The organism is Pseudaeromonas sp. HNCC25DJ182 (genome assembly GCF_055413365.1).
Genome location: NZ_JBVAYG010000003.1, coordinates 259,572 through 278,749 on the forward strand (window position 1 = coordinate 259,572; position 19,178 = coordinate 278,749).

General features: G+C 56.2%; 16 protein-coding genes. 10 read left to right on the forward strand and 6 right to left on the reverse strand.

What is annotated here, in order from left to right:
* Positions 1–4 precede the first annotated feature (4 nt).
* The 6 genes from ACZYUB_RS04535 (at position 5) to urtE (ending at position 6,664) form a co-directional block, all read left to right on the forward strand.
* Positions 5–781 (forward strand): GntR family transcriptional regulator, encoded by a 777-nt coding sequence (locus tag ACZYUB_RS04535; protein ID WP_463945898.1) that lies wholly within the window; start codon positions 5–7, stop codon positions 779–781.
* 107 nt (positions 782–888) lie between these two features.
* Positions 889–2,178 carry an urea ABC transporter substrate-binding protein gene (urtA, locus tag ACZYUB_RS04540; protein WP_463945900.1) on the forward strand — a complete coding sequence of 430 codons (1,290 nt, stop codon included), beginning with the start codon at positions 889–891 and terminating at the stop codon, positions 2,176–2,178.
* A 183-nt stretch (positions 2,179–2,361) separates the two neighbouring features.
* Positions 2,362–4,023 carry an urea ABC transporter permease subunit UrtB gene (urtB, locus tag ACZYUB_RS04545; protein WP_463945902.1) on the forward strand — a complete coding sequence of 554 codons (1,662 nt, stop codon included), beginning with the start codon at positions 2,362–2,364 and terminating at the stop codon, positions 4,021–4,023.
* 3 nt (positions 4,024–4,026) lie between these two features.
* Positions 4,027–5,139, forward strand: a complete 1,113-nt coding sequence (gene urtC / locus ACZYUB_RS04550) for an urea ABC transporter permease subunit UrtC (protein WP_463945903.1) — start codon at positions 4,027–4,029, stop codon at positions 5,137–5,139.
* Positions 5,136–5,975: an urea ABC transporter ATP-binding protein UrtD gene (gene urtD, locus ACZYUB_RS04555; RefSeq protein ID WP_463945905.1), complete on the forward strand. Its 840-nt coding sequence runs from the start codon at positions 5,136–5,138 to the stop codon at positions 5,973–5,975. The genes urtC and urtD overlap by 4 nt, the downstream gene beginning before the upstream one ends.
* Positions 5,969–6,664: an urea ABC transporter ATP-binding subunit UrtE gene (gene urtE, locus ACZYUB_RS04560; RefSeq protein ID WP_463945907.1), complete on the forward strand. Its 696-nt coding sequence runs from the start codon at positions 5,969–5,971 to the stop codon at positions 6,662–6,664. The genes urtD and urtE overlap by 7 nt, the downstream gene beginning before the upstream one ends.
* Before the next feature lie 107 nt (positions 6,665–6,771).
* Here urtE and ACZYUB_RS04565 read toward each other — a convergent pair whose 3' ends face one another.
* Complete coding sequence (locus ACZYUB_RS04565; protein ID WP_463945908.1) at positions 6,772–8,454, reverse strand: methyl-accepting chemotaxis protein; 1,683 nt, start codon at positions 8,452–8,454, stop codon at positions 6,772–6,774.
* A gap of 383 nt (positions 8,455–8,837) precedes the next feature.
* On the opposite strand from ACZYUB_RS04565, the gene ACZYUB_RS04570 reads away from it, so the two are divergent.
* Positions 8,838–9,044, forward strand: coding sequence for a DUF1127 domain-containing protein (locus ACZYUB_RS04570; RefSeq protein WP_463945910.1), 207 nt, complete (start codon positions 8,838–8,840; stop codon positions 9,042–9,044).
* Positions 9,045–9,222: 178 nt separating this feature from the next.
* Here the strand turns inward: ACZYUB_RS04570 and ACZYUB_RS04575 are convergent, their stop codons facing one another.
* Both ACZYUB_RS04575 and ACZYUB_RS04580 read right to left on the reverse strand, forming a co-directional pair.
* Positions 9,223–10,008: a metallophosphoesterase gene (locus ACZYUB_RS04575; RefSeq protein ID WP_463945912.1), complete on the reverse strand. Its 786-nt coding sequence runs from the start codon at positions 10,006–10,008 to the stop codon at positions 9,223–9,225.
* A 185-nt stretch (positions 10,009–10,193) separates the two neighbouring features.
* On the reverse strand, positions 10,194–11,549 hold the full coding sequence (locus ACZYUB_RS04580; protein WP_463945913.1) for a DEAD/DEAH box helicase: 1,356 nt from the start codon (positions 11,547–11,549) through the stop codon (positions 10,194–10,196).
* A gap of 417 nt (positions 11,550–11,966) precedes the next feature.
* On the opposite strand from ACZYUB_RS04580, the gene aroG reads away from it, so the two are divergent.
* A complete protein-coding gene (aroG, locus tag ACZYUB_RS04585) occupies positions 11,967–13,025 on the forward strand; it encodes a 3-deoxy-7-phosphoheptulonate synthase AroG (protein WP_463945915.1) in 1,059 nt (352 codons plus the stop codon).
* 75 nt (positions 13,026–13,100) lie between these two features.
* On the opposite strand, the gene ACZYUB_RS04590 is transcribed toward aroG, so the two are convergent.
* Positions 13,101–14,117, reverse strand: a complete 1,017-nt coding sequence (locus tag ACZYUB_RS04590) for an NADP-dependent oxidoreductase (protein ID WP_463945917.1) — start codon at positions 14,115–14,117, stop codon at positions 13,101–13,103.
* Between the two features lie 218 nt (positions 14,118–14,335).
* Positions 14,336–14,935: a TetR/AcrR family transcriptional regulator gene (locus tag ACZYUB_RS04595; RefSeq protein WP_463945918.1), complete on the reverse strand. Its 600-nt coding sequence runs from the start codon at positions 14,933–14,935 to the stop codon at positions 14,336–14,338.
* Between the two features lie 217 nt (positions 14,936–15,152).
* Between ACZYUB_RS04595 and ACZYUB_RS04600 the strand changes: the two genes are divergently transcribed.
* The gene (locus tag ACZYUB_RS04600; protein ID WP_463945920.1) at positions 15,153–15,908 is read left to right on the forward strand and encodes a DeoR/GlpR family transcriptional regulator; all 756 of its coding nucleotides are present in this window, start codon (positions 15,153–15,155) and stop codon (positions 15,906–15,908) included.
* A gap of 42 nt (positions 15,909–15,950) precedes the next feature.
* Here ACZYUB_RS04600 and glpD read toward each other — a convergent pair whose 3' ends face one another.
* Positions 15,951–17,453, reverse strand: a complete 1,503-nt coding sequence (glpD, locus tag ACZYUB_RS04605) for a glycerol-3-phosphate dehydrogenase (protein WP_463945921.1) — start codon at positions 17,451–17,453, stop codon at positions 15,951–15,953.
* Positions 17,454–17,909: 456 nt separating this feature from the next.
* On the opposite strand from glpD, the gene serA reads away from it, so the two are divergent.
* Positions 17,910–19,139, forward strand: coding sequence for a phosphoglycerate dehydrogenase (gene serA / locus ACZYUB_RS04610; protein WP_463945923.1), 1,230 nt, complete (start codon positions 17,910–17,912; stop codon positions 19,137–19,139).
* The last annotated feature ends 39 nt before the right edge of the window (positions 19,140–19,178 follow it).

The following is a 19,178-nucleotide window of genomic DNA, read 5'->3' on the forward strand; positions in this document are numbered from 1 at the left end:
CGCTATGGAATCGCAACCAACCCGCAAGCGGAGATTGGGAGAGCCTAAACCCAGACCGGTGAATATGGCGGATCGGGTTTATGCCGAGCTCAAGGATCAGATCTTCAATTTTTCCCTGTTGCCAGGGGACCGCTTCAGTGAAAACGAAGTGGCCGAGCGCATGGACGTCAGCCGCACTCCGGTGCGCGATGCTCTCTACCGCTTGCAGCAAGAGGGCTATGTGGAGGTCTATTTCCGCAGTGGTTGGCAGGTCCGGCCCTTTGATTTTGCCTACTTCGAGGATCTTTACGATCTGCGCATTGTGCTGGAGGAGGCTGCGGTGCGTCGCTTATGTGATGGCCTGCAACAGGGGCCGGAGCTGGAGCAACTCAAGCAAACCTGGTTGGTGGCAGAGGCCGAGCGCCTGGCCGATGGCCAACTGGTTTCCCGGCTGGATGAGCAGTTTCACTGTTTGCTGGTAGCGGCGGCTGGCAATCGGGAGATGGCTGCGGTGCACCAGAGTGTCAGCGAACGTATCCGCATTATCCGGCGTCTGGATTTTACCCAAGGGCCGCGGATTGCAGCCACCTACAGCGAGCATGGTGCCATTCTGGGTGCCGTACTCAAACGCCGCAGCGAAGAAGCGCTGCGGCTACTGAAGTCGCACATCGAGGCCAGCAAGGCCGAGGTGCGCAAAATCACCCTGCACATGCTGCATGCCGCTCGCGAGCGGAGTCAGCGGCAGGATGAGAGCTCAATTGCTCCACCGATAACTAGGATCTCGACAATAACGAGTGCATGACCAACTAACGCGACATGGTAGCGGGCCAGATCTCATCTGTGCCTACGAACAAGGTAAGCCCCACAAGCGTTTGTGCGGAGACCTTTCATTGAACAAGGAGATGTTTCATGAAATCCACAACATTCAAGCAAGTATCCCGTCTGTCCCTCTTGGCATTGGCCATGGCCTCTGCCGGTGCGTTTGCCGCCGATGACACCATTAAGGTCGGTGTGTTGCATTCGCTCTCCGGCACCATGGCGATCTCCGAGACCACGCTCAAAGATACCATGTTGATGCTGATCGACGAGCAGAACAAGAAAGGCGGTGTGCTGGGCAAGAAGCTCGAGGCTGTGGTCGTGGATCCGGCATCCAACTGGCCATTGTTTGCCGAAAAGGCCCGTGAGTTGATCCAGAAAGAAAAAGTAGCCGCTATTTTCGGTTGCTGGACTTCGGTTTCTCGTAAGTCAGTGCTGCCGGTGGTGGAAGAGCTCAACAGCATCCTCTTCTATCCGGTGCAGTATGAAGGTGAAGAATCATCGAAGAATGTGTTCTACACCGGTGCCGCACCTAACCAGCAAGCCATCCCGGCTGTGGATTATCTGATGGCCAATGGTGTCAAGCGTTGGGCTCTGCTCGGGACTGACTATGTCTACCCGCGTACCACCAACAAGATCCTCGAAGCCTATCTGAAGGCCAAGGGCGTCCCGGCTTCCGACATCATGGTCAACTACACCCCATTCGGCCATGCCGATTGGCAGTCCATTGTCTCTGATGTGAAGAAGTTCGGCTCTGCGGGTAAAAAGACCGCCGTCGTCTCCACCATCAACGGTGATGCGAACGTGCCTTTCTATAAGGAGCTGGGTAATCAGGGCGTATCGGCCAAGGATATTCCAGTGGTTGCCTTCTCGGTGGGTGAAGAAGAGCTCTCCGGTATCGACACCAAACCGCTGGTCGGTCACCTGGCTGCCTGGAACTACTTCCAGAGCGTCGAGTCCGACGAGAACAGTGCCTTTATCGAACAGTGGCACAAGTTCACCGGTAAAGAGACTCGCACCACCAATGACCCGATGGAAGCCACTTACATTGGCTTCAACATGTGGCTGAAGGCGGTCGAGAAGGCGGGCACCACGGATCCGGAGCAAGTACAGGACGCGCTGATCGGGGTTGCCGTACCGAATCTGACCGGTGGTTATGCGGCCATGCTGCCGAACCATCACATCACCAAACCGGTGCTGATTGGTGAAATCCAGGACGATGGCCAGTTTGAAGTGGTCTCCGAAACCAAGGGTACTGTGGCGGGTGACGAGTGGTCCGATTATCTGCCGGGCTCCAAGGATCTGATCGCCGATTGGCGCAAGCCCTTGGCCTGCGGCAACTTCAATGTCAAAACCGGCAAGTGTGGCGGTAGCGGCAAGTAAGTTGAGGCAATGTCGCCGAGTCGCGCCACTGGGTTGGCTCGGCGGCTGATACAAGCAGTAACGGGTATCCCTGCGCGAAAGCCGGGGGTACCTCCTGGTGAGAGGCGGTTAGGCATGATGGCGTTGAGCCATCCACCTCATCACGTTTCATCATATCGTTTCATTCAAAAAAAGGACGCCAAGATGCAAGCATGGAGCATAAGGCAAGTACCCCACCTCAGAGGGGGACGACGGGCTCGCGGTCTAGTCGTCAATCTTCGCTATGGCCTGATGGCACTGTTCGGGCTGATCCTTTCCCTGTGGGTTCCAACCAGCCTGGCAGCCGATACCATGAGTCCGGACCAGGCGCTGGTGGTGCTGACAGGGAAGAGTTTCTCCGACAAGGAGCAAGCCATCAATCTGCTTGCTGGCAGCGGTCAGCCCTATGTCGCCACCCTGTTCGCGGCCTTGGATAGTGGCAATCTCTACTATCGCAAGTCCGATAAGCAGCTGGTGGTACGAGAGGCGAGCCGATTTATCGGCTTGCAAAGTGGTCAAGCTGTTGAGGGCAAATCGCGTGAATTCAAGCGCGTCGGGCTTAACAATGCACTACGCGAGCAGCTCGCGGCATTGGCCTCGGGATTGGCATTGAGCGATCCGGATGCGGATAAACGTCTGGAAGCGGTCAAATCCATGCTGGGCAAGATATCACCGCAGCATCTGGCCCCCCTGCAGCAGCGTTTGAGTCAGGAAACTGATCCGCAAGTCAAACAATGGTTATCGGGTGTTATCGCCTTCACCCAACTGGATGCGCCGACTCGCGAGGCGCGTCTAAGCGCAATCACTGAACTCGCGCCCTTGCGCCATCCGCTGGTGCTGGAACGGTTGAAATCCCTGGCGCAATCGGATGCGGATGCCCAGGTCCGCCTACAGGCGGGACAGGCCTTGAAGAGTCTGCAGCATGCCGAGCAGTTCTACTCGGGTATCGAGACCCTCTATTTCGGCATCAGTCTGGGATCTGTGCTGGTGCTGGCGGGGATTGGTCTGGCGATCACCTTCGGCGTCATGGGGGTCATCAACATGGCTCATGGCGAGCTGATGATGCTGGGCGCCTATACCACCTTCGTCTTGCAACAATGGCTGCCGGAGCAACCGGGTCTGGCGCTGTTGCTCTCGGTTCCTGCGGCCTTTGTGGTTTCAGGTAGCGTGGGGATCCTCATTGAGCGCTCGGTGATCCGCTTCCTCTATGGCCGCCCGCTGGAAACCCTGTTGGCGACGTTTGGCATCAGTCTGCTGTTGCAGCAGGCGGTGCGCTCCATCTTCTCGCCCCTGAACCAGACGGTGGTGATGCCGAGCTGGATGAGTGGTACCTGGGTCATTAACGACTTTCTCTCTCTCACGCTCAACCGCTTGGTGATCATCGGCTTCAGTCTGCTGGTATTTGCCGGGCTGATGTGGCTGCTCAAGCGCAGTCGGTTAGGGCTCGAAGTACGGGCTGTCTCCCAGAACCGGGCCATGGCCCGCAACATGGGGGTGCGTTCGGCCCGAGTCAATGCACTGACTTTCGGTCTGGGCTCGGGGATTGCCGGAATTGCCGGGGTCGCTCTGTCGCAGCTGACCAATGTGGGACCGAATCTGGGTCAGAGCTATATCATCGATGCCTTCATGGTGGTGGTGTTTGGCGGGGTTGGCAATCTATGGGGCACCTTGGTCGCCGGTTTGACACTCGGGGTGGCGAACAAACTACTGGAACCACTCGCCGGCGCCATGTTGGCCAAGATCCTGATCCTGGTTGCCATCATTCTATTTATTCAAAAACGTCCGCGCGGTCTGTTTCCGCAGCGCGGTCGCGCCGTGGAGGGTTAACGCATGGCCTTGTCTCATTCAGTCGCCACGCATATGGCGCAATCACTGTTACAGGACAAGCGGGGCATGCTGCTGCTGGCCCTGATCTGGCTGGGAGTGCTGCTGGCTTCGGCGGCCAACCTGCTGTTGCCGGAGAGCAGCGTTCTGTATGTGGGCAGCAATACCATCACCTTGTTGGGTAAATATCTCTGTTACGCCCTGTTGGCGGTGTCGTTGGATCTGGTGTGGGGCTATCTGGGGATCCTGAGCTTGGGACATGCCGCCTTCTTTGCCTTGGGCGGTTATGTGATGGGCATGTACCTGATGCGCCAAATTGGAGATCGGGGCGTCTATGGCAATGCCGAGCTGCCGGATTTCATGGTGTTTCTCAACTGGAGCGAGTTGCCCTGGTTCTGGCAGGGGGTCGGCCATTTCCCGGTGGCGCTGCTGCTGATCCTGCTGGTGCCAGGCATTCTGGCGTTCGTGTTCGGCTTTCTGGCATTCCGCTCCCGGGTCACCGGCGTCTATCTCTCCATCATGACGCAAGCATTGACCTATGCCTTGATGCTGGCCTTCTTCCGTAACGAGATGGGCTTTGGCGGGAATAACGGTCTGACGGATTTCAAGGATCTGCTGGGGGTATCGCTAACGGCGCCTGGGACGCGGATCACGCTGTTTGTCCTCTCGGCCCTGGCCCTCACTCTGGGCTATGTGGCTTGTCGTCTCATCGTCAGCTCCAAGCTCGGCCGGGTGGCGGTGGCGATCCGCGATGCCGAGATGCGCACCCGTTTCATTGGTTACCGGGTGGAGTGGTTCAAACTGGCGCTGTTCGTGTTCTCGGCCATGCTGGCTGGTATCGCCGGTGCCTTGTATGTGCCACAAGTGGGCATCATCAATCCGGGGGAATTTTCGCCGCTCAACTCCATCGAGCTGGTGATCTGGGTCGCGGTCGGCGGGCGGGCGACTCTTTATGGCGCCGTGCTCGGGGCCTTGCTGGTCAACTATGCCAAATCGGTGTTTACCGGCGTGCTGCCTGATGAGTGGCTTTATGCCTTAGGCGCGCTATTCGTGCTGGTGACACTGTTTCTGCCACGGGGTGTCATGGGGCTGTTACAACGCAAGGAGGCGCAAGCATGAATATGTTAGCCAATACCCGTGAACTATTTTCCACCGACTACTGGCGTGATCGTTTCTCGCCGCGGCAGCAGCCGGACTTGAACCTGACCCACGGCATGATCCTCTATCTGGAGGATATCAGCGTCAGTTTCGATGGTTTCAAGGCACTCAATAACCTCAATCTCTACATCAAAGCTGGCGAGCTGCGCTGCATCATAGGGCCGAACGGTGCCGGGAAAAGCACCATGATGGATGTGATTACCGGCAAGACGCGGCCGGATTCCGGCTCGGCCTGGTTCGGGCAGAACATCGACCTGCTGAGTCTGGATGAACCGGCGATAGCCGAGGTCGGCATCGGCCGCAAGTTCCAGAAACCGACTGTGTTTGAACCGCTAACCGTGGAGGAGAACCTGGAGTTGGCCATGGCGGGTAACAAGCGGGTGTGGCATACCTTCCGCAGCCAACTGCGCGGCGAGGGACGGGACTATCTGGATCAGGTGTTATTGCTCATCGGCCTGGTTCCGGAACGCAAGCGGCTGGCCGGCGTGCTCTCTCATGGTCAGAAGCAGTGGTTGGAGATCGGCATGTTGCTGATGCAACGGCCGCAACTGCTGCTGGTGGATGAGCCGGTAGCCGGGATGACCCATCAGGAGATGGAGCGCACCGCTGAGCTCCTGACCGGACTGGCCGGAGAACATTCGGTGGTCGTGGTGGAGCATGATATGGATTTCGTACGCAGCATCGCCAATCGGGTCACAGTGCTGCATCAGGGATCGGTACTGGCCGAGGGAACCATGGCTCAGGTACAGGCCGATCCCAAGGTGATTGAAGTCTATCTGGGAGAGAGCCCATGCTGAAAATTGATGCGATCAATCAATTCTATGGTCAGTCCCATACCCTGTGGGATCTGAGCCTGGAGTTACAGCAGGGGGAATGCCTCTGCCTGATGGGCCGCAATGGTGTGGGCAAGACCACGCTCCTCAATGCCTTGATGGGACAGTTGCCGCTCAAGAGTGGACAAGTCTGGTTTGATGGTCAGAACATAACCCCGCTGGGGGTGGAGCGGCGCGCCGAGCTGGGGATTGGTTATGTGCCCCAAGGGCGGCAGATCTTCCCCTTGCTAACGGTCGAGGAGAATCTGCGCATTGGCTTGCCTGCGCGGCGTGATAATCAGCGGCAGATCCCGGCGTTCATCTACGAGCTGTTTCCGGTGCTCAAGGAGATGAAGCAGCGACGGGGCGGGGATCTCTCCGGCGGCCAGCAGCAACAACTGGCCATCGGTCGCGCTCTGGTGCTGGATCCGAAACTGCTGATCCTGGATGAGCCCACCGAGGGGATCCAACCCAATGTGGTGGCGGAAATTGGCGACATCATTCGGCGCCTGAATCGGGAGATTGGCCTGACGGTGCTCTTGGTGGAGCAAAAACTGCCCTTTGCCCGCAAGGTGGGCGACACCTTCTGTTTGCTGGATCGAGGACGCAATGTGGCCACCGGCGCCATGTCGGAACTGGATGAGTCGTTGATCCGCACCTATTTAACCGTGTGAGCGGCATCTGAATACTGGATCCTGGTTATAAAAAAGCCGAAACCAATCCCTTGGTTTCGGCCTTGCATTGCAAACGGCTCTTGCGGTCGCCGCTACATTCTCATCGATTACAGTTGGTAGCTGTTGACCATGTTTTCCAGATTTTGCGCTTCATGGTGCAAACTCTGGCTGGCTTGGCTGAGTTCACGCACCACATGTTCGGTCTCTTCCACTGCATCACGGATCACTACCAGACTGTCAGTGACCTGGGATGCGACATGGCTCTGCTGCTCAGCGGCGGCGGCAATCATATCACCGCGCTGGGCTTGTTGACCGATTTGGGTCGCGATGGATTCGAACTCGAAATTCGCGGCTTCGGCATCTTGCATCGCGGATTCGGCGTTGCTGACGCTGATTTCCATCTGCTGTACCGCCTGACGGGTTCCTTGTTGCAGGCTGTTGATCATCTCGTCAATCTCATGGGTCGCCTGCTGAGTCCGTCTGGCCAGCTGACGCACCTCGTCGGCGACCACGGCAAAGCCACGGCCCTGATCCCCGGCGCGCGCGGCCTCGATGGCGGCATTGAGTGCCAGCAGGTTGGTTTGTTCGGAGATGCTACTGATGGTACTGACCACCGAACTAATGGCGCTGACCTCCGACTCAACCTGGCTGACCGAGTCAGAACTGGTTCCCAAGTTGGTAAACAACTGACGAATGGAATCAATGCAATGCGCCAGTTGTGTCACTCCGCGATGCACCATGCGGTCGGTCTCGTTGCTGTCTTGGGCGCTCTGCTGGGCATTCAGCGCCACGTCGCGGATGGTGGCGGACATCTCCTCCATGGCTGCGGCCAGGGCATCCAGGCGTTCCCGCTGATCCTGCACCGCAGTTCCTACCTGTTGCATGCCATGGTTGATTTGCGCTGATGCGGCTGACAGGGTCACAGAGGTATCCCGTTGGCCGGAGAGCAGTTCGCACAGATTACGACGGGTGTGTTCCAATTCGCGGTTGATATCGGCAAATTCGTCACGGCCCAGGCCATAAATGGTGTGGCTCAGGTTGCGGTTGGCGATCAGTCGCAGCTCGTTAAGGGATTGACGCACCTGGGAGTTGATGGCGCGGCTGATGATGGCAATCACCAACACCATGACCAGTAGGGTGGCGATCAGAACCAGCGAGCTGTTGATCAGATACTGGTAAAAGGCGGTATCGGCCGCATCCATATAGACCCCTGAAATCAGCAGATAATCGCCGATGGGGGCGACATAGGCGGCTTTCAGGGTTTTAGTGGTACTGCCGGGTTTGATGTAGGGATAGTGAATGAGCGTGGCCTCATCGCCACGGCCAATGCGAGCAAAAGCCTGGGAAACCTCTTCATTGGTCTCGATGACCTGTACCGGATCCAGGAAGTTGCCTTCTTTAGCCGCTTTGGGCGGATAGATCACCAAACGCCCCTGACGATCGGCTAGGAAAAAATAGCCGGATCCTTGCTCGCCCCAACGCAGTCCTGTGAGCAGCTCCCGCGAGGTATGCAGAAATTCGCCCGGAGTCTTGGTTAATTGTTGTTGCAATAGTTGCTGTACACCGGTCACCTGATTGATCAGACCGTTATCGATTGATTCGCGGATCGCATCCCGGGTTGAGAATGCCGAGTAGAGATTACCGAGTAACGTACAGAGCAATACCAAAATTAACAGAAGACCCATCTTGCCATTAAAACGTAGGCGAGTGATTTGCTTGACCCACCAACTGGGGGTGTGGTGGGAGGTTGAGCCGGTTTCTGTCTGATGATAGAGAGCTACAGTGTCCATTCCTGTTATCCATTAATTTTATGAGTGTGGCCCGGGCAAGCCGGGGTAGCGACGAGAGCTCGCGTATTTTAAATAGTTATTTTTTAATCGAGAAGCTCGGATGCTAGATGATTGGTCTATTTGCACTAGAATAAATAGACTTTGTTGACTTACATCACGTTCAGGCCGTTTATTTACATAACATTAACTAAATCAATAACCTATATAAGCGATAAAAGATTGCCAAATGAGATTGCTATCTCACTCATTTGACCGAGTCCCAGCAAAGTGTGAATTCGCTCACCCATTAAAAAATCTAATCCGAAATCAGAAAAAAGGTCAATTGTGAGGTCAGGGGGCGGCGACTAGAATTTGCTCATACAAAGAGAGTGGAGATTTTAAAAATGGCAACTCACATGAGCACCCATAGCGTACAATCCCTGGACAGCAGCAGTCTGTTGAATCGTGGCAAGATGATGTTGATGACCTGGTTCGAACGGGCCCGTAGTCGTCGCGAGCTGGCTGAATTGCCGCCGCACTTGCTGAAAGATATTGGGCTGACCGAGTCGGATCGGTTCGTCGAGAGCAATAAGCCGTTCTGGCGTGACTAGGTAGGCCTCAGCGGGAAAAATAGTTTCGTACCTATGTTTGTGTAGCCACAGTTGCTATCTGTGTTTGAAACTGTCGCCCCCTTTGTCATCTTGTTTATCGTTCTTGCTTTCCGGGTTGTCCCTGCTCGATATCGGGTTACAGCCAAACCAAGCCTCGCCATGCGGGGCTTTGCTGTTTTTAGCCATATGCGTGCGTGTTGGTGGCGCCGGGCTGGTTTTTTAACCAGTCATCAGCATCCAGAAGCACCAAGTCATAGCCGGCGCAGCTGCCATTATCCAGCCAGAGCATATTGCCTGTGCCCCAAGGCGCTTCACCGCTCAGTGGGGTATGCCCCATACAAACCAGGTCAATTCCGGCAATCCGGGCTAGGTCGAAAGGGTCGCTCTGTGAACGGTGTGGCGCCTGATGTGGCAGTCGGGGCAATTGTCGCAACTGGTTCAGTCGTTCTCGCTGCCAGAGCAGTTGCTCCAGAATGGCGGGGTCCGGACTGGGTGCGCGCAAGCATTCTACCAATTGTTGCCACTGGTTGAAGACTGGATCGGCATGCACCAGACCAATCCGGTGGTGATCGCGGCTGGTGATCTCCATGGCGTAAGCGAGGTGCTGGATCCGCTCCTGACACAAGGTCATCACTTCAGCCTGTTCGATTTCGGCTAGCTGTTCGTACCAACAGCCACCATTGCTAAACCATAGTTGTCTGGCATGACGGCTGCCGCCTAGCAAAGCCAGCAGCATCAACTGTTCATGATTCCCGCGGATGCTATGAAACCAGGGTTGTTGCAGCAGTCGCAGACAGGCCAGATTATCCGCTCCGCGGTCGGTCAGATCCCCCAACGCGATGAGACGGTCACCCTGCTCAGGGGCAAAATCCAAACGACTCAGGCGAGTGAGGAGTTGCTGATAACAGCCGTGCAGATCCCCCATGATCAGGGTACGGCCGGTGACATGCAGATAGCTGAGCACGCGACACTCCGTAAGGCAGTGACATTCTTGAGTTGAGTGTAACGAAGGCTGGCTAGCTTTGCGGTCTGGTACGCGAAATTGAAGCAGTAAATTTAATGCATGAAGTCAGTTGAAACCAAATCCAACAACAGAGGGACCACTGGGGCCCCTCTGTTGTCATTTGGTGATGGCCTGCGACCTGAGTGTCAGGCTTCGAGGCTAGGTTTGCGCTTGCGCAGTGGGGAAAAACCATCCTGCTCCAGCTCGACTCTGGGCGGTTGCTTGGCCGGACGATTTTTCTCATTAGCGGGGCGAGCCTTGCGTACGGGCGGCTTGTTCTTGCCAGCTTTCGGCTCCTTGGAGGCCAACAGTGGATGTGCCGCTTTGGGGCCACGACGGGGGGCGTTGAAGACGCCCTTGAACTTGCCGCTGAGACCAGGGATCTCGCTGAACGGGATCTCCAACTGCAGCAGGTTCTTCACCGCCTGATAGCTGGCCCAATCTTTGGCGCCGACCAGGGAGATGGCCAGTCCTTTGGCACCGGCGCGGCCGGTTCGGCCGATACGATGGATAAACTCTTCCGCCGCCTTGGGCATGTCGAAGTTGACCACCAAGGATACATTGACCAGATCCAGTCCCCGCGATGCGATATCGGTGGTAAACAACAGCTTGTAATGGCCACGGCTAAAGCCATCCATGATGTTATTACGGGCCGTCTGCTTCAGTTCGCCGGACAGGGCCGCGGTACTGAGCCCTTTTTCCTGGAACAGTTGCGCCAGGCGCTCGGTATCGGCGCGGGTGGCGGTGAAAATGATGGCTTGCTGGTAAGACTCATGGTTGAGCAGATGCTCCAGCAGTGCCTGCTTGTGATCCAGATGGTCACACAACAAGAAGCGCTGCTCGATGTCCTCATGGGGAGCCAGCTCCTGACCTACCGTAATCCGGCGCGGTGCATCCAGCAGTACTGTGGCCAACTCTTCAAATTCGGTGTGGGCTAGGGTCGCCGAGAACATCAGAGTCTGACGCAACCTGTGGCTGGCGGCTTCATGAATTTGTTTCAGCTCGTTGGCAAAACCCAGATCCAACATCCGATCCGCTTCGTCCAGGATCAGCATCTCCAGACCATCGATAAACAGGCTGCGTTCACTCAAATGGTTGGCGATACGCCCTGGCGTGCCGACCAGAACATGGGGCTGGCGTTGCAATTGCTTGATTTGTTCGTTGAAGTTTTCGCCGCCCAGGATCAGCGCGCCCTTGTAGTTGGTGCCTGCCAGCAATAGACGCAATTGACCATAAACCTGTTTGGCCAGTTCACGGGTTGGCGCCAGGATCAAGGCTCGCGGTCCGCGCTTGCTCAGCACCTTACTGGTCATCAGCCGCTGTACCATGGGTAACAAGAAGGCCAGGGTTTTCCCGGATCCGGTTTTCGACGAGGCCGCCAAATCATGGCTGGACAGTATTTGAGGAATTGCGCGTTGCTGGATTTCGGTGGCTTCAATAAAGCCCAGATGATTAATGGCCTGCAACAGGCGCGGATTCAATGACAGCTCGTCAAAACGCAAGGTAACACTCCGAAGTAAAAAGACGCATGGTCTTGCGAATGGCGAGGCATCGGCAATAGGGCGACGCTCGCCACTCAGGGTAAAGGGCTATGGAAATAACGCCGCTATTCTACGACATGGGGAAAGGTGGCGCGACTTTTCTTGCCGGAACCCGACGAATTCGCCCCTCTGGTTCGGTAATGGCGTTGACAGCGGCGCGGCAAAACTTCTAGATTGTCCGTTCGATTGACACTGTCGCCAGGGAGCAGAGCCCGATTTCGGCTTCTGAGGCTGGGTTGCGACGCGGTTGTCGGTCCGGTTGGGACGCATCCGCCCCCCGTGACCTGACGTTCACTCCGTCGTTGTCCCCGGTTACCGGGACCCGGTTAACCCTCGAATGGGCTCTATGCGGCACCAAACCTATGGGAAGTAGTACACATGCAGCATCAAACCGATGACGTTCGTATCAAAGAGATCAAAGAGCTGTTGCCGCCGATCGCCGTACTGGAAAAGTACCCCGCTACCGAGCGTGCAACCAATACTGTCTTTGAGGCTCGGGAGGCCATCCATCGCATTCTGACCGGTGACGATGATCGTCTGCTGGTGGTGATCGGCCCTTGCTCTATTCATGACCCCAAAGCCGGTATCGAGTATGGCCAGCGGTTGCTGGCTCTGCGCGAAGAGCTCAAGGACCGTCTGGAAATCGTCATGCGCGTTTACTTTGAAAAGCCGCGTACCACGGTCGGTTGGAAAGGGCTGATCAACGATCCGTACATGGATGGCAGCTATCGCATCAATGATGGTCTGCGCATCGGTCGCAAGTTGTTACTGGATCTCAATGAGCTGGGCATGCCGACGGCGAGCGAATTCCTCGATATGATCAGCCCGCAATATGTCGCGGATCTGATGAGCTGGGGCGCGATTGGTGCTCGCACTACGGAATCACAAGTGCATCGGGAACTGGCCTCCGGTCTTTCCTGTCCTGTCGGTTTCAAAAATGGCACCGATGGCACCACCAAGGTCGCCATTGATGCCATCAATGCCGCCAGTGCCCCACACTGTTTCTTGTCGGTGACTAAATTTGGTCACTCCGCGATTGTGCAAACCGGCGGCAATCCGGATTGCCATATCATACTGCGTGGCGGTAAGACCCCCAATTACAGTGCCGAGCATGTAGCGGCGGTGGCGACCGATCTGGCCAAGGCTGGCTTACCACAAAAAGTGATGGTGGATTTCAGCCACGCCAATAGCTCCAAGCAGTACCAGAAACAGATGGAGGTCTGCACCGATGTCTGCAAGCAAGTGGCCCACGGTAGTCAGGTGGTGTTCGGTGTCATGGTGGAGAGTCATCTGGTGGCCGGACGTCAGGATCTGGTTGAAGGCCAAGCGGCGGATCTGACCTATGGCCAGAGCATCACGGATGCCTGTATCGGTTGGGGCGACACCGAGCAACTACTGCGTCAACTGGCCGATGCCGTAGTCGCACGTCGTCGCTGAGCCAGTGGCTCTCTAGTCGCCGTCTAGTGACAAACAAGGGCCGCCAAGTGCGGCCCTTGTTGTTGGTTCCAAAATTTAAAGATCGATGACCAGCTTGCCAAAATTCTTGCCTTCCAGCAGGCCGATAAAGGCTTGTGGGGCATTGGCTAGTCCCTGGACATGATCCTCACGGTAGCGAATTTTCCCCTCTTGTAACCAGGCCCCCATTTGTGCAGCAAATTCCGGGTAGCGGTGGCCGTAATCGTCAAAGATGATGAAACCCTTGAGCGTCACTCGACGAGTGAGCAGGGTGCGCAGCAGCAGAGGGGAGAAATCCGGCCCCTCGGGCAGTTCGGTACTGTTGTATTGGGCTATCAAGCCGCATAGCGGGATACGAGCTCCGGTGTTGAGCAGTGGCACCACGGCTTGCAGCACCGGACCACCCACATTTTCAAAGTAAACGTCGATACCCTCGGGGCAGGCCAGCGCCAGTTGGGCGGGTAGATCCCTGCTGTGGTGATCCACACAGGCATCGAAGCCCAGCTCTTCCACGGCGTAGCGACACTTGGTTGTACCGCCGGCAATCCCGACGACGCGACAACCTTTGAGCTTGGCAATTTGCCCGACTAAAGATCCAACGGCCCCGGTTGCTGCGGCAACCACAACGGTTTCGCCACTTTTCGGCTGGCCGATATCCAGCAATCCCATGTAGGCGGTAAAACCTGGCATGCCCAGCACCCCCAGTGCCCAGGAGGGTTGGGCCAAGGTGGCCGGTAAGGGGGTTAGACCGCTGCCTGTGCTGATGGCATGACTCTGCCAGCCGGTGTAGCCCAATACCCGATCGCCAATTGCAAAGTTGTCATGCCGACTGGCGATCACCTCACTGACGGCCCCTCCGACCATCACCTCGCCCAATGCCACAGGGGCAGCATAAGAGGGACCTTCGCTCATGCGGCCGCGCATATAAGGATCCAGCGACAGGTGCAGAGTCTTGAGTAATACCTCGCCGTCTTGCAGCTCGGGCAGTGGCAGCTCTTCCTGCCGGAAATTATCGAGCGTCGGTGTGCCATGAGGACGGGATACCAATACGATGCGTTGATAGTTCTGAGTCATGGTGATTCCTTAGTCTGAATGGAGTTGCTGCTGAATATAGTGGTTAGCTTGTGGTCCCGCGTTTGTCTTAACGCATTAGACCGGTCGCCTAGTATCTGCCGTTAAAAAAACGACGCGAACGTCGTAGTCAGTTTGATTGTTCACCCTATCGGCTTGCTTACTGCGCTAGCTCTGATGAATAAGGAACTAGCACAGTGAGCGCAATATTACTCGGCGGATCAGCCGGTGACGCCGAGCAAGCGCTGGCTACTGAGCAAGGCAGCGCTGAGTGCCGAATCATCGCGTCTGAGCTTGGTGAGCAGGCTGGCTCCTAGCCAGAGCTGATAGAGCTCTTCGGCCATCGCTTGCGGCGGAGTAGGGAGCATCACCTCATGCACGGCCTGCGCCTGCTCCAGTATCCTGGCCAGATGGGTCACTATCTGCTGCGTCCCTGCCAGCAACGCTTGGCGCATGGGTTCGGATAAATCCGCGACTTCGGCGCTGAGCTTGACGACCAGACACTGCTCCTCGCAATTCCCCTCTCGATAGAGTTGGTACCAGCGCGTCCAGTAAGCCATGATCCGTTGGCTCGGAGTCAGACTTTCGTCCTGAAACAGTACTTCAAGGCGACTCAGATACAGAGAGAAATAGTGTTGCACCAACTCGATACCAAACTGCTCTTTGGAACGAAAATAGTGATAAAACGAGCCTTTCGGAACGCCCGCTGTACCTAGTATTTCGGTCAGGCCGACTGCCGAGAATCCTTTACCCAGAATCAAACGGGTACCGGTTTCCAGCAGGTGCAGGCGGGTATCGGTAAATTCAGTTTTTGTATTCATAGTGACTACTCTAGCTGACAACTAGACCAGTCGTCTAGCGTCTTGTTCCTGTCCCTATGTTACGATCTCCGGCGCAGCAGGCCAAGTGCTGCTGTTTTGTCCGGCGCTTTGCGGAGCAAGGCGGCAGGGGTACCATAGCCCGGGACGGGTGGCTGAACCCGAGTGGGTATCCGGTGAGTATTGAATCATCCGATGGGTGACAGGAGAAGAGGCGGCAATGAAACAAGCGCAGCGTCATCAGGAAATTATCGAGCTGCTGAGTCAGTGTGGATTTGCATCGACCGAAGAGCTGGTTACGCATTTTGATGTCAGCCCGCAGACTATACGTCGGGATTTGAACGAGCTGGCGCAACAGAACAAGATCCAGCGCCATCATGGCGGGGCTTCACTGATCTCTACCAACGCCAGCCAGTATGCCACTCATCAGGTGCCACAATGGGAAGAAAAGGAACGGATCGCCCGGGTGGTTGCGGCCCGGATCCCGGATGGGGCTTCTCTGTTCATCGATATCGGTTCCAGCTGTGAGGCCGTAGCCCGAGCCTTGCTGGATCATCGCGACTTGCGGATCGTGACCAATAACTTGAACGTGGCGAGTATCTTGACGGCGCGGGATGACTTCACTGTCATCATCGCCGGTGGTGAGATCCGCAGCCGGGATGGCGGTATCGTCGGTGAGTCAACGCGAGATTTTATCGCGCAATTTCGCATGGATTTTGGTGTCGTGAGTATCGCGGCAATCGATGCACTGGGGGATCTGCTGAATCATTACTACCCTGAGGTGCGAGTGACACAAGCCATCATGGCTCACTCCCGCACGTTATTTATGCTGGCGGATCATGCCAAATTTGGCCGCCATGCCATGGTCAGTCTGGGCTCTATCTCGCAGGTGGACGTGTTGTTTACCGATGCCGAGCCACCACAAACCCTGTGCCAGTTGATGCAACATCACAAGGTAGCCTGGTGCGTGTGCTGAACCCGGCACTGGTGTGCCCATAATGAGGTGACTCGACTCAGTTCAGACCGGTGAGGCAAGATAGGCCTCCAACTCTGCTCGAGCTGGCACCGAAAATTGCAAACCGAGTTTGCTACGTCGCCACAAAATATCATCAGCACTACGCGCCCATTCGTGCTGCACCAGGTAATCGACCTCCTCTTGTGCCAAGCAGCCACCGAATAATCGGACCGGCTTCTGAGGCAACCAGAGCCTGGTTCGAGTCCCATAGGCTGTTGCAACACGAGTCGCTTGAGCTCTGTCCAGCCAGGGAGCATGGTGCTGATACTCCTGAATCAATGTGGCCAGCGGAACTGAATCACCTCCTGGGAGTAATTGCTGAGCACTCCAGTCTGGCCCCATAGCCGGGAAGTAAGGGGCGAGTTGGTGGCTGGCTGCCTCCGCCAGCTTGCGGAAGGTGGTGAGTTTGCCACCGAACACGGATAGCAGGGGGGCCTTTCCATCTCGATCCTGTACACTTAGTGTGTAGTCCCGAGTGATGGCTTGTGGGGCGCTCGATTCATCGTCGCAGAGCGGGCGTACTCCGGCATAACTCCACACCACATCCTGCGGTGTGATCGGCTGCCGAAAATAGCCATTCACCACCTGACACAGGTACTGGATTTCATCATCGCTGATCACCACCTGACGCAGATCCCCCTGATATTCCACATCGGTAGTCCCGATCAGTGAGTAGTGTTCCAGGAAGGGGAGCACAAACACCACGCGGCGATCGATATGTTGTAGCAAGTAGGCTTCTGGTCCCGGGTGCAAGCGGGGAACCACAATATGGCTGCCCTTGATCAGCCGGATCCGGCGAGGGGATGGGGCTTGTAGCGCCGTTTCGAACCAGTTTTGCACCCAGGGGCCGGTGGCATTGACCAACGCCGAGCAGGTTACGGCTCTGGCTTGACCTTCAGGTTGTGTCCTCAGCTCCAGCTGCCAGTGATTGCCATGCCGTGTGGCGCGATTGCATGCGGTGTGGGTGGCGATATGCCCGCCGCGCTCGTGAGCCGCGAGGGCGTTGAGTACCACCAGCCGGGCATCATCGACCCAGGCATCCGAGTACTCAAAACCCCGTACCACATTGGCATTCAGGCCATCTTCGGGATGAAAGTGGATGCCATGACTGGCGGGCAGACTGATCCGTTTGGCTAAATGATCATAGAGAAACAAGCCGATGCGAATCAGCCAAGCCGGGCGCAATTGAGCTCGATAGGGTAAGCGAAATCGCAAGCCACGCGCCAGATAGGGCGCTCGGGCGAGCAAGATCTCCCGCTCAGCCAAGGCTTCACGAACCAGGCGAAACTCGTAGTGTTCCAGATAGCGCAGACCGCCGTGCAGTAATTTGCTAGATGCCGAAGATGTCGCACAACCCAAATCGTCGGCTTCAAAAAGTGCAACCGACAGGCCTCGGCCTGCCAGGTCGGCCGCAATACCTGTGCCATTGATGCCTCCGCCAATCACCACCACATCGTAGTGCGGAGTGGTCAAGCCATGGGCTGGGATAGATGTGAGTGACCCCATGCTAGCCTTCCTTGTCTGACGCTGTTCTGTTGTCAGTATGGTGTGGTTATGGTGTGCGAGCCGAGTTCTGGATCCAGAAGTGTGAACCGCCTGGAAAAACAGTGTTGAGGGGCAATGCGTTCCCTTTCAACTTCGTGGTATGACGAGAAAATGTAATTTGATTACAAGCATTTGTATCTTTCCGCGTCTCTCAATTATCCATTGCTTGGGCGATGAATGAAATTTTTACTTGTCAAACATGGATGTCTGGTGCCTAAATTGGGGACTAACACCTTGCTGTTACGAGGTATTTTTAAAGGTGAGTCGGTTTTTTTCTTGCAAAACTGGACTCATCGGCACGAAAGCGGTGGCTCCTGCCGGGTGGTGAGTCGCCGTGTAGGGATACAAACTGTCGTAAATTTACCAAAAGACGTCCAAGCGGCGCCTCACGACCAGAAACTCAGTTGAGGAACACAGATGACCCGTTATTCCCTGGATAAATCCAAGATCAAAGTGTTATTGCTTGAAGGGGTAGACCCGAGCGCCGTTGAATTGTTTCATCAGGCTGGCTACAGCCAGGTGGAATATCTCAAGGGTGCTCTGGATGATGCTGAATTGCTGGAAAAAATCCGCGATGTGCATTTTTTAGGCATTCGCTCCCGCACCCATCTGACTGCAGATGTATTGTCCCGGGCGGAAAAGCTGGTGGCTGTGGGTTGCTTCTGTATTGGAACCAACCAGGTGGACCTGGGCGCGGCGGAAGCGCGGGGGATCCCGGTGTTCAATGCCCCATACTCCAATACCCGCAGCGTCGCCGAGCTAGTGACCGGGGAGTACCTGTTGCTGCTCCGCGGTATTCCGGCCAAGAACGCCAAAGCTCACCGCGGCGAGTGGGACAAGAGTGCAGCCAACTCGGTCGAAGCCCGGGGTAAAACCTTGGGGATCGTCGGTTATGGCCATATCGGCACCCAGGTCGGGATCATCGCCGAGAGTCTGGGCATGCAGGTCTGTTACTACGATATCGAAAACAAGCTCTCCTTGGGGAATGCACGTCAAGTCTCCAGCCTGCATGAACTGCTGGCCAAGGCGGATGTGGTGAGCATGCATGTGCCGGAAACGCCAGAAACTCGGGACATGATGGGGGCTGAGCAGTTTGCGGCCATGAAACCCGGGGCCATCTTCCTCAATGCTTCTCGGGGAACCGTGGTGGACATTGATGCCTTGGTGTCCGCGTTGGAGAGTGGTCATCTGAGTGGTGCTGCGATCGATGTATTCCCGGTTGAGCCAGCCACCAACAAGGATCCATTCAGTTCGCCATTGCAGCGTTTTGACAACGTCTTGCTGACGCCCCATATCGGCGCTTCGACGTTTGAAGCCCAGCAAAATATCGGCTCGGAAGTGGCCAACAAGCTGATCCGCTATTCCGATAATGGCTCCACACTGACGGCGGTCAATTTCCCGGAAGTGTCATTGCCGGTGCAGGGTCAGGTGAGCCGTTTGTTGCATATCCATCACAATCAGCCGGGCGTGCTCAATCGTATTAACCAGGCCTTCGCCAGCGAAGGGATCAATATCGCCGCCCAATATCTGCAAACCAGCGCCAATATTGGCTACGTGGTGGTGGATATCGAAAGTGAGCGCAGTGAAGAGGCTCTGGCCATGCTCAAGGAGATCGACGGGACCATTCGGGCGCGTATTCTGCTCTGATGCTCTGCCGCTACGAACATGAAAAAGCCGCCAATGGCG

What these genes read in the sequence shown, in the direction of transcription:
- urtD (WP_463945905.1), top strand. Translation starts at nt 5,136, where the DNA reads ATGAATATGTTAGCCAATACCCGTGAACTATTTTCCACCGACTACTGG.
- ACZYUB_RS04590 (WP_463945917.1), bottom strand. Translation starts at nt 14,117, where the DNA reads ATGACTCAGAACTATCAACGCATCGTATTGGTATCCCGTCCTCATGGC.
- urtB (WP_463945902.1), top strand. Translation starts at nt 2,362, where the DNA reads ATGCAAGCATGGAGCATAAGGCAAGTACCCCACCTCAGAGGGGGACGA.
- serA (WP_463945923.1), top strand. Translation starts at nt 17,910, where the DNA reads ATGACCCGTTATTCCCTGGATAAATCCAAGATCAAAGTGTTATTGCTT.
- urtA (WP_463945900.1), top strand. Translation starts at nt 889, where the DNA reads ATGAAATCCACAACATTCAAGCAAGTATCCCGTCTGTCCCTCTTGGCA.
- ACZYUB_RS04565 (WP_463945908.1), bottom strand. Translation starts at nt 8,454, where the DNA reads ATGGACACTGTAGCTCTCTATCATCAGACAGAAACCGGCTCAACCTCC.
- glpD (WP_463945921.1), bottom strand. Translation starts at nt 17,453, where the DNA reads ATGGGGTCACTCACATCTATCCCAGCCCATGGCTTGACCACTCCGCAC.
- urtC (WP_463945903.1), top strand. Translation starts at nt 4,027, where the DNA reads ATGGCCTTGTCTCATTCAGTCGCCACGCATATGGCGCAATCACTGTTA.
- ACZYUB_RS04600 (WP_463945920.1), top strand. Translation starts at nt 15,153, where the DNA reads ATGAAACAAGCGCAGCGTCATCAGGAAATTATCGAGCTGCTGAGTCAG.
- ACZYUB_RS04595 (WP_463945918.1), bottom strand. Translation starts at nt 14,935, where the DNA reads ATGAATACAAAAACTGAATTTACCGATACCCGCCTGCACCTGCTGGAA.
- aroG (WP_463945915.1), top strand. Translation starts at nt 11,967, where the DNA reads ATGCAGCATCAAACCGATGACGTTCGTATCAAAGAGATCAAAGAGCTG.
- urtE (WP_463945907.1), top strand. Translation starts at nt 5,969, where the DNA reads ATGCTGAAAATTGATGCGATCAATCAATTCTATGGTCAGTCCCATACC.
- ACZYUB_RS04570 (WP_463945910.1), top strand. Translation starts at nt 8,838, where the DNA reads ATGGCAACTCACATGAGCACCCATAGCGTACAATCCCTGGACAGCAGC.
- ACZYUB_RS04535 (WP_463945898.1), top strand. Translation starts at nt 5, where the DNA reads ATGGAATCGCAACCAACCCGCAAGCGGAGATTGGGAGAGCCTAAACCC.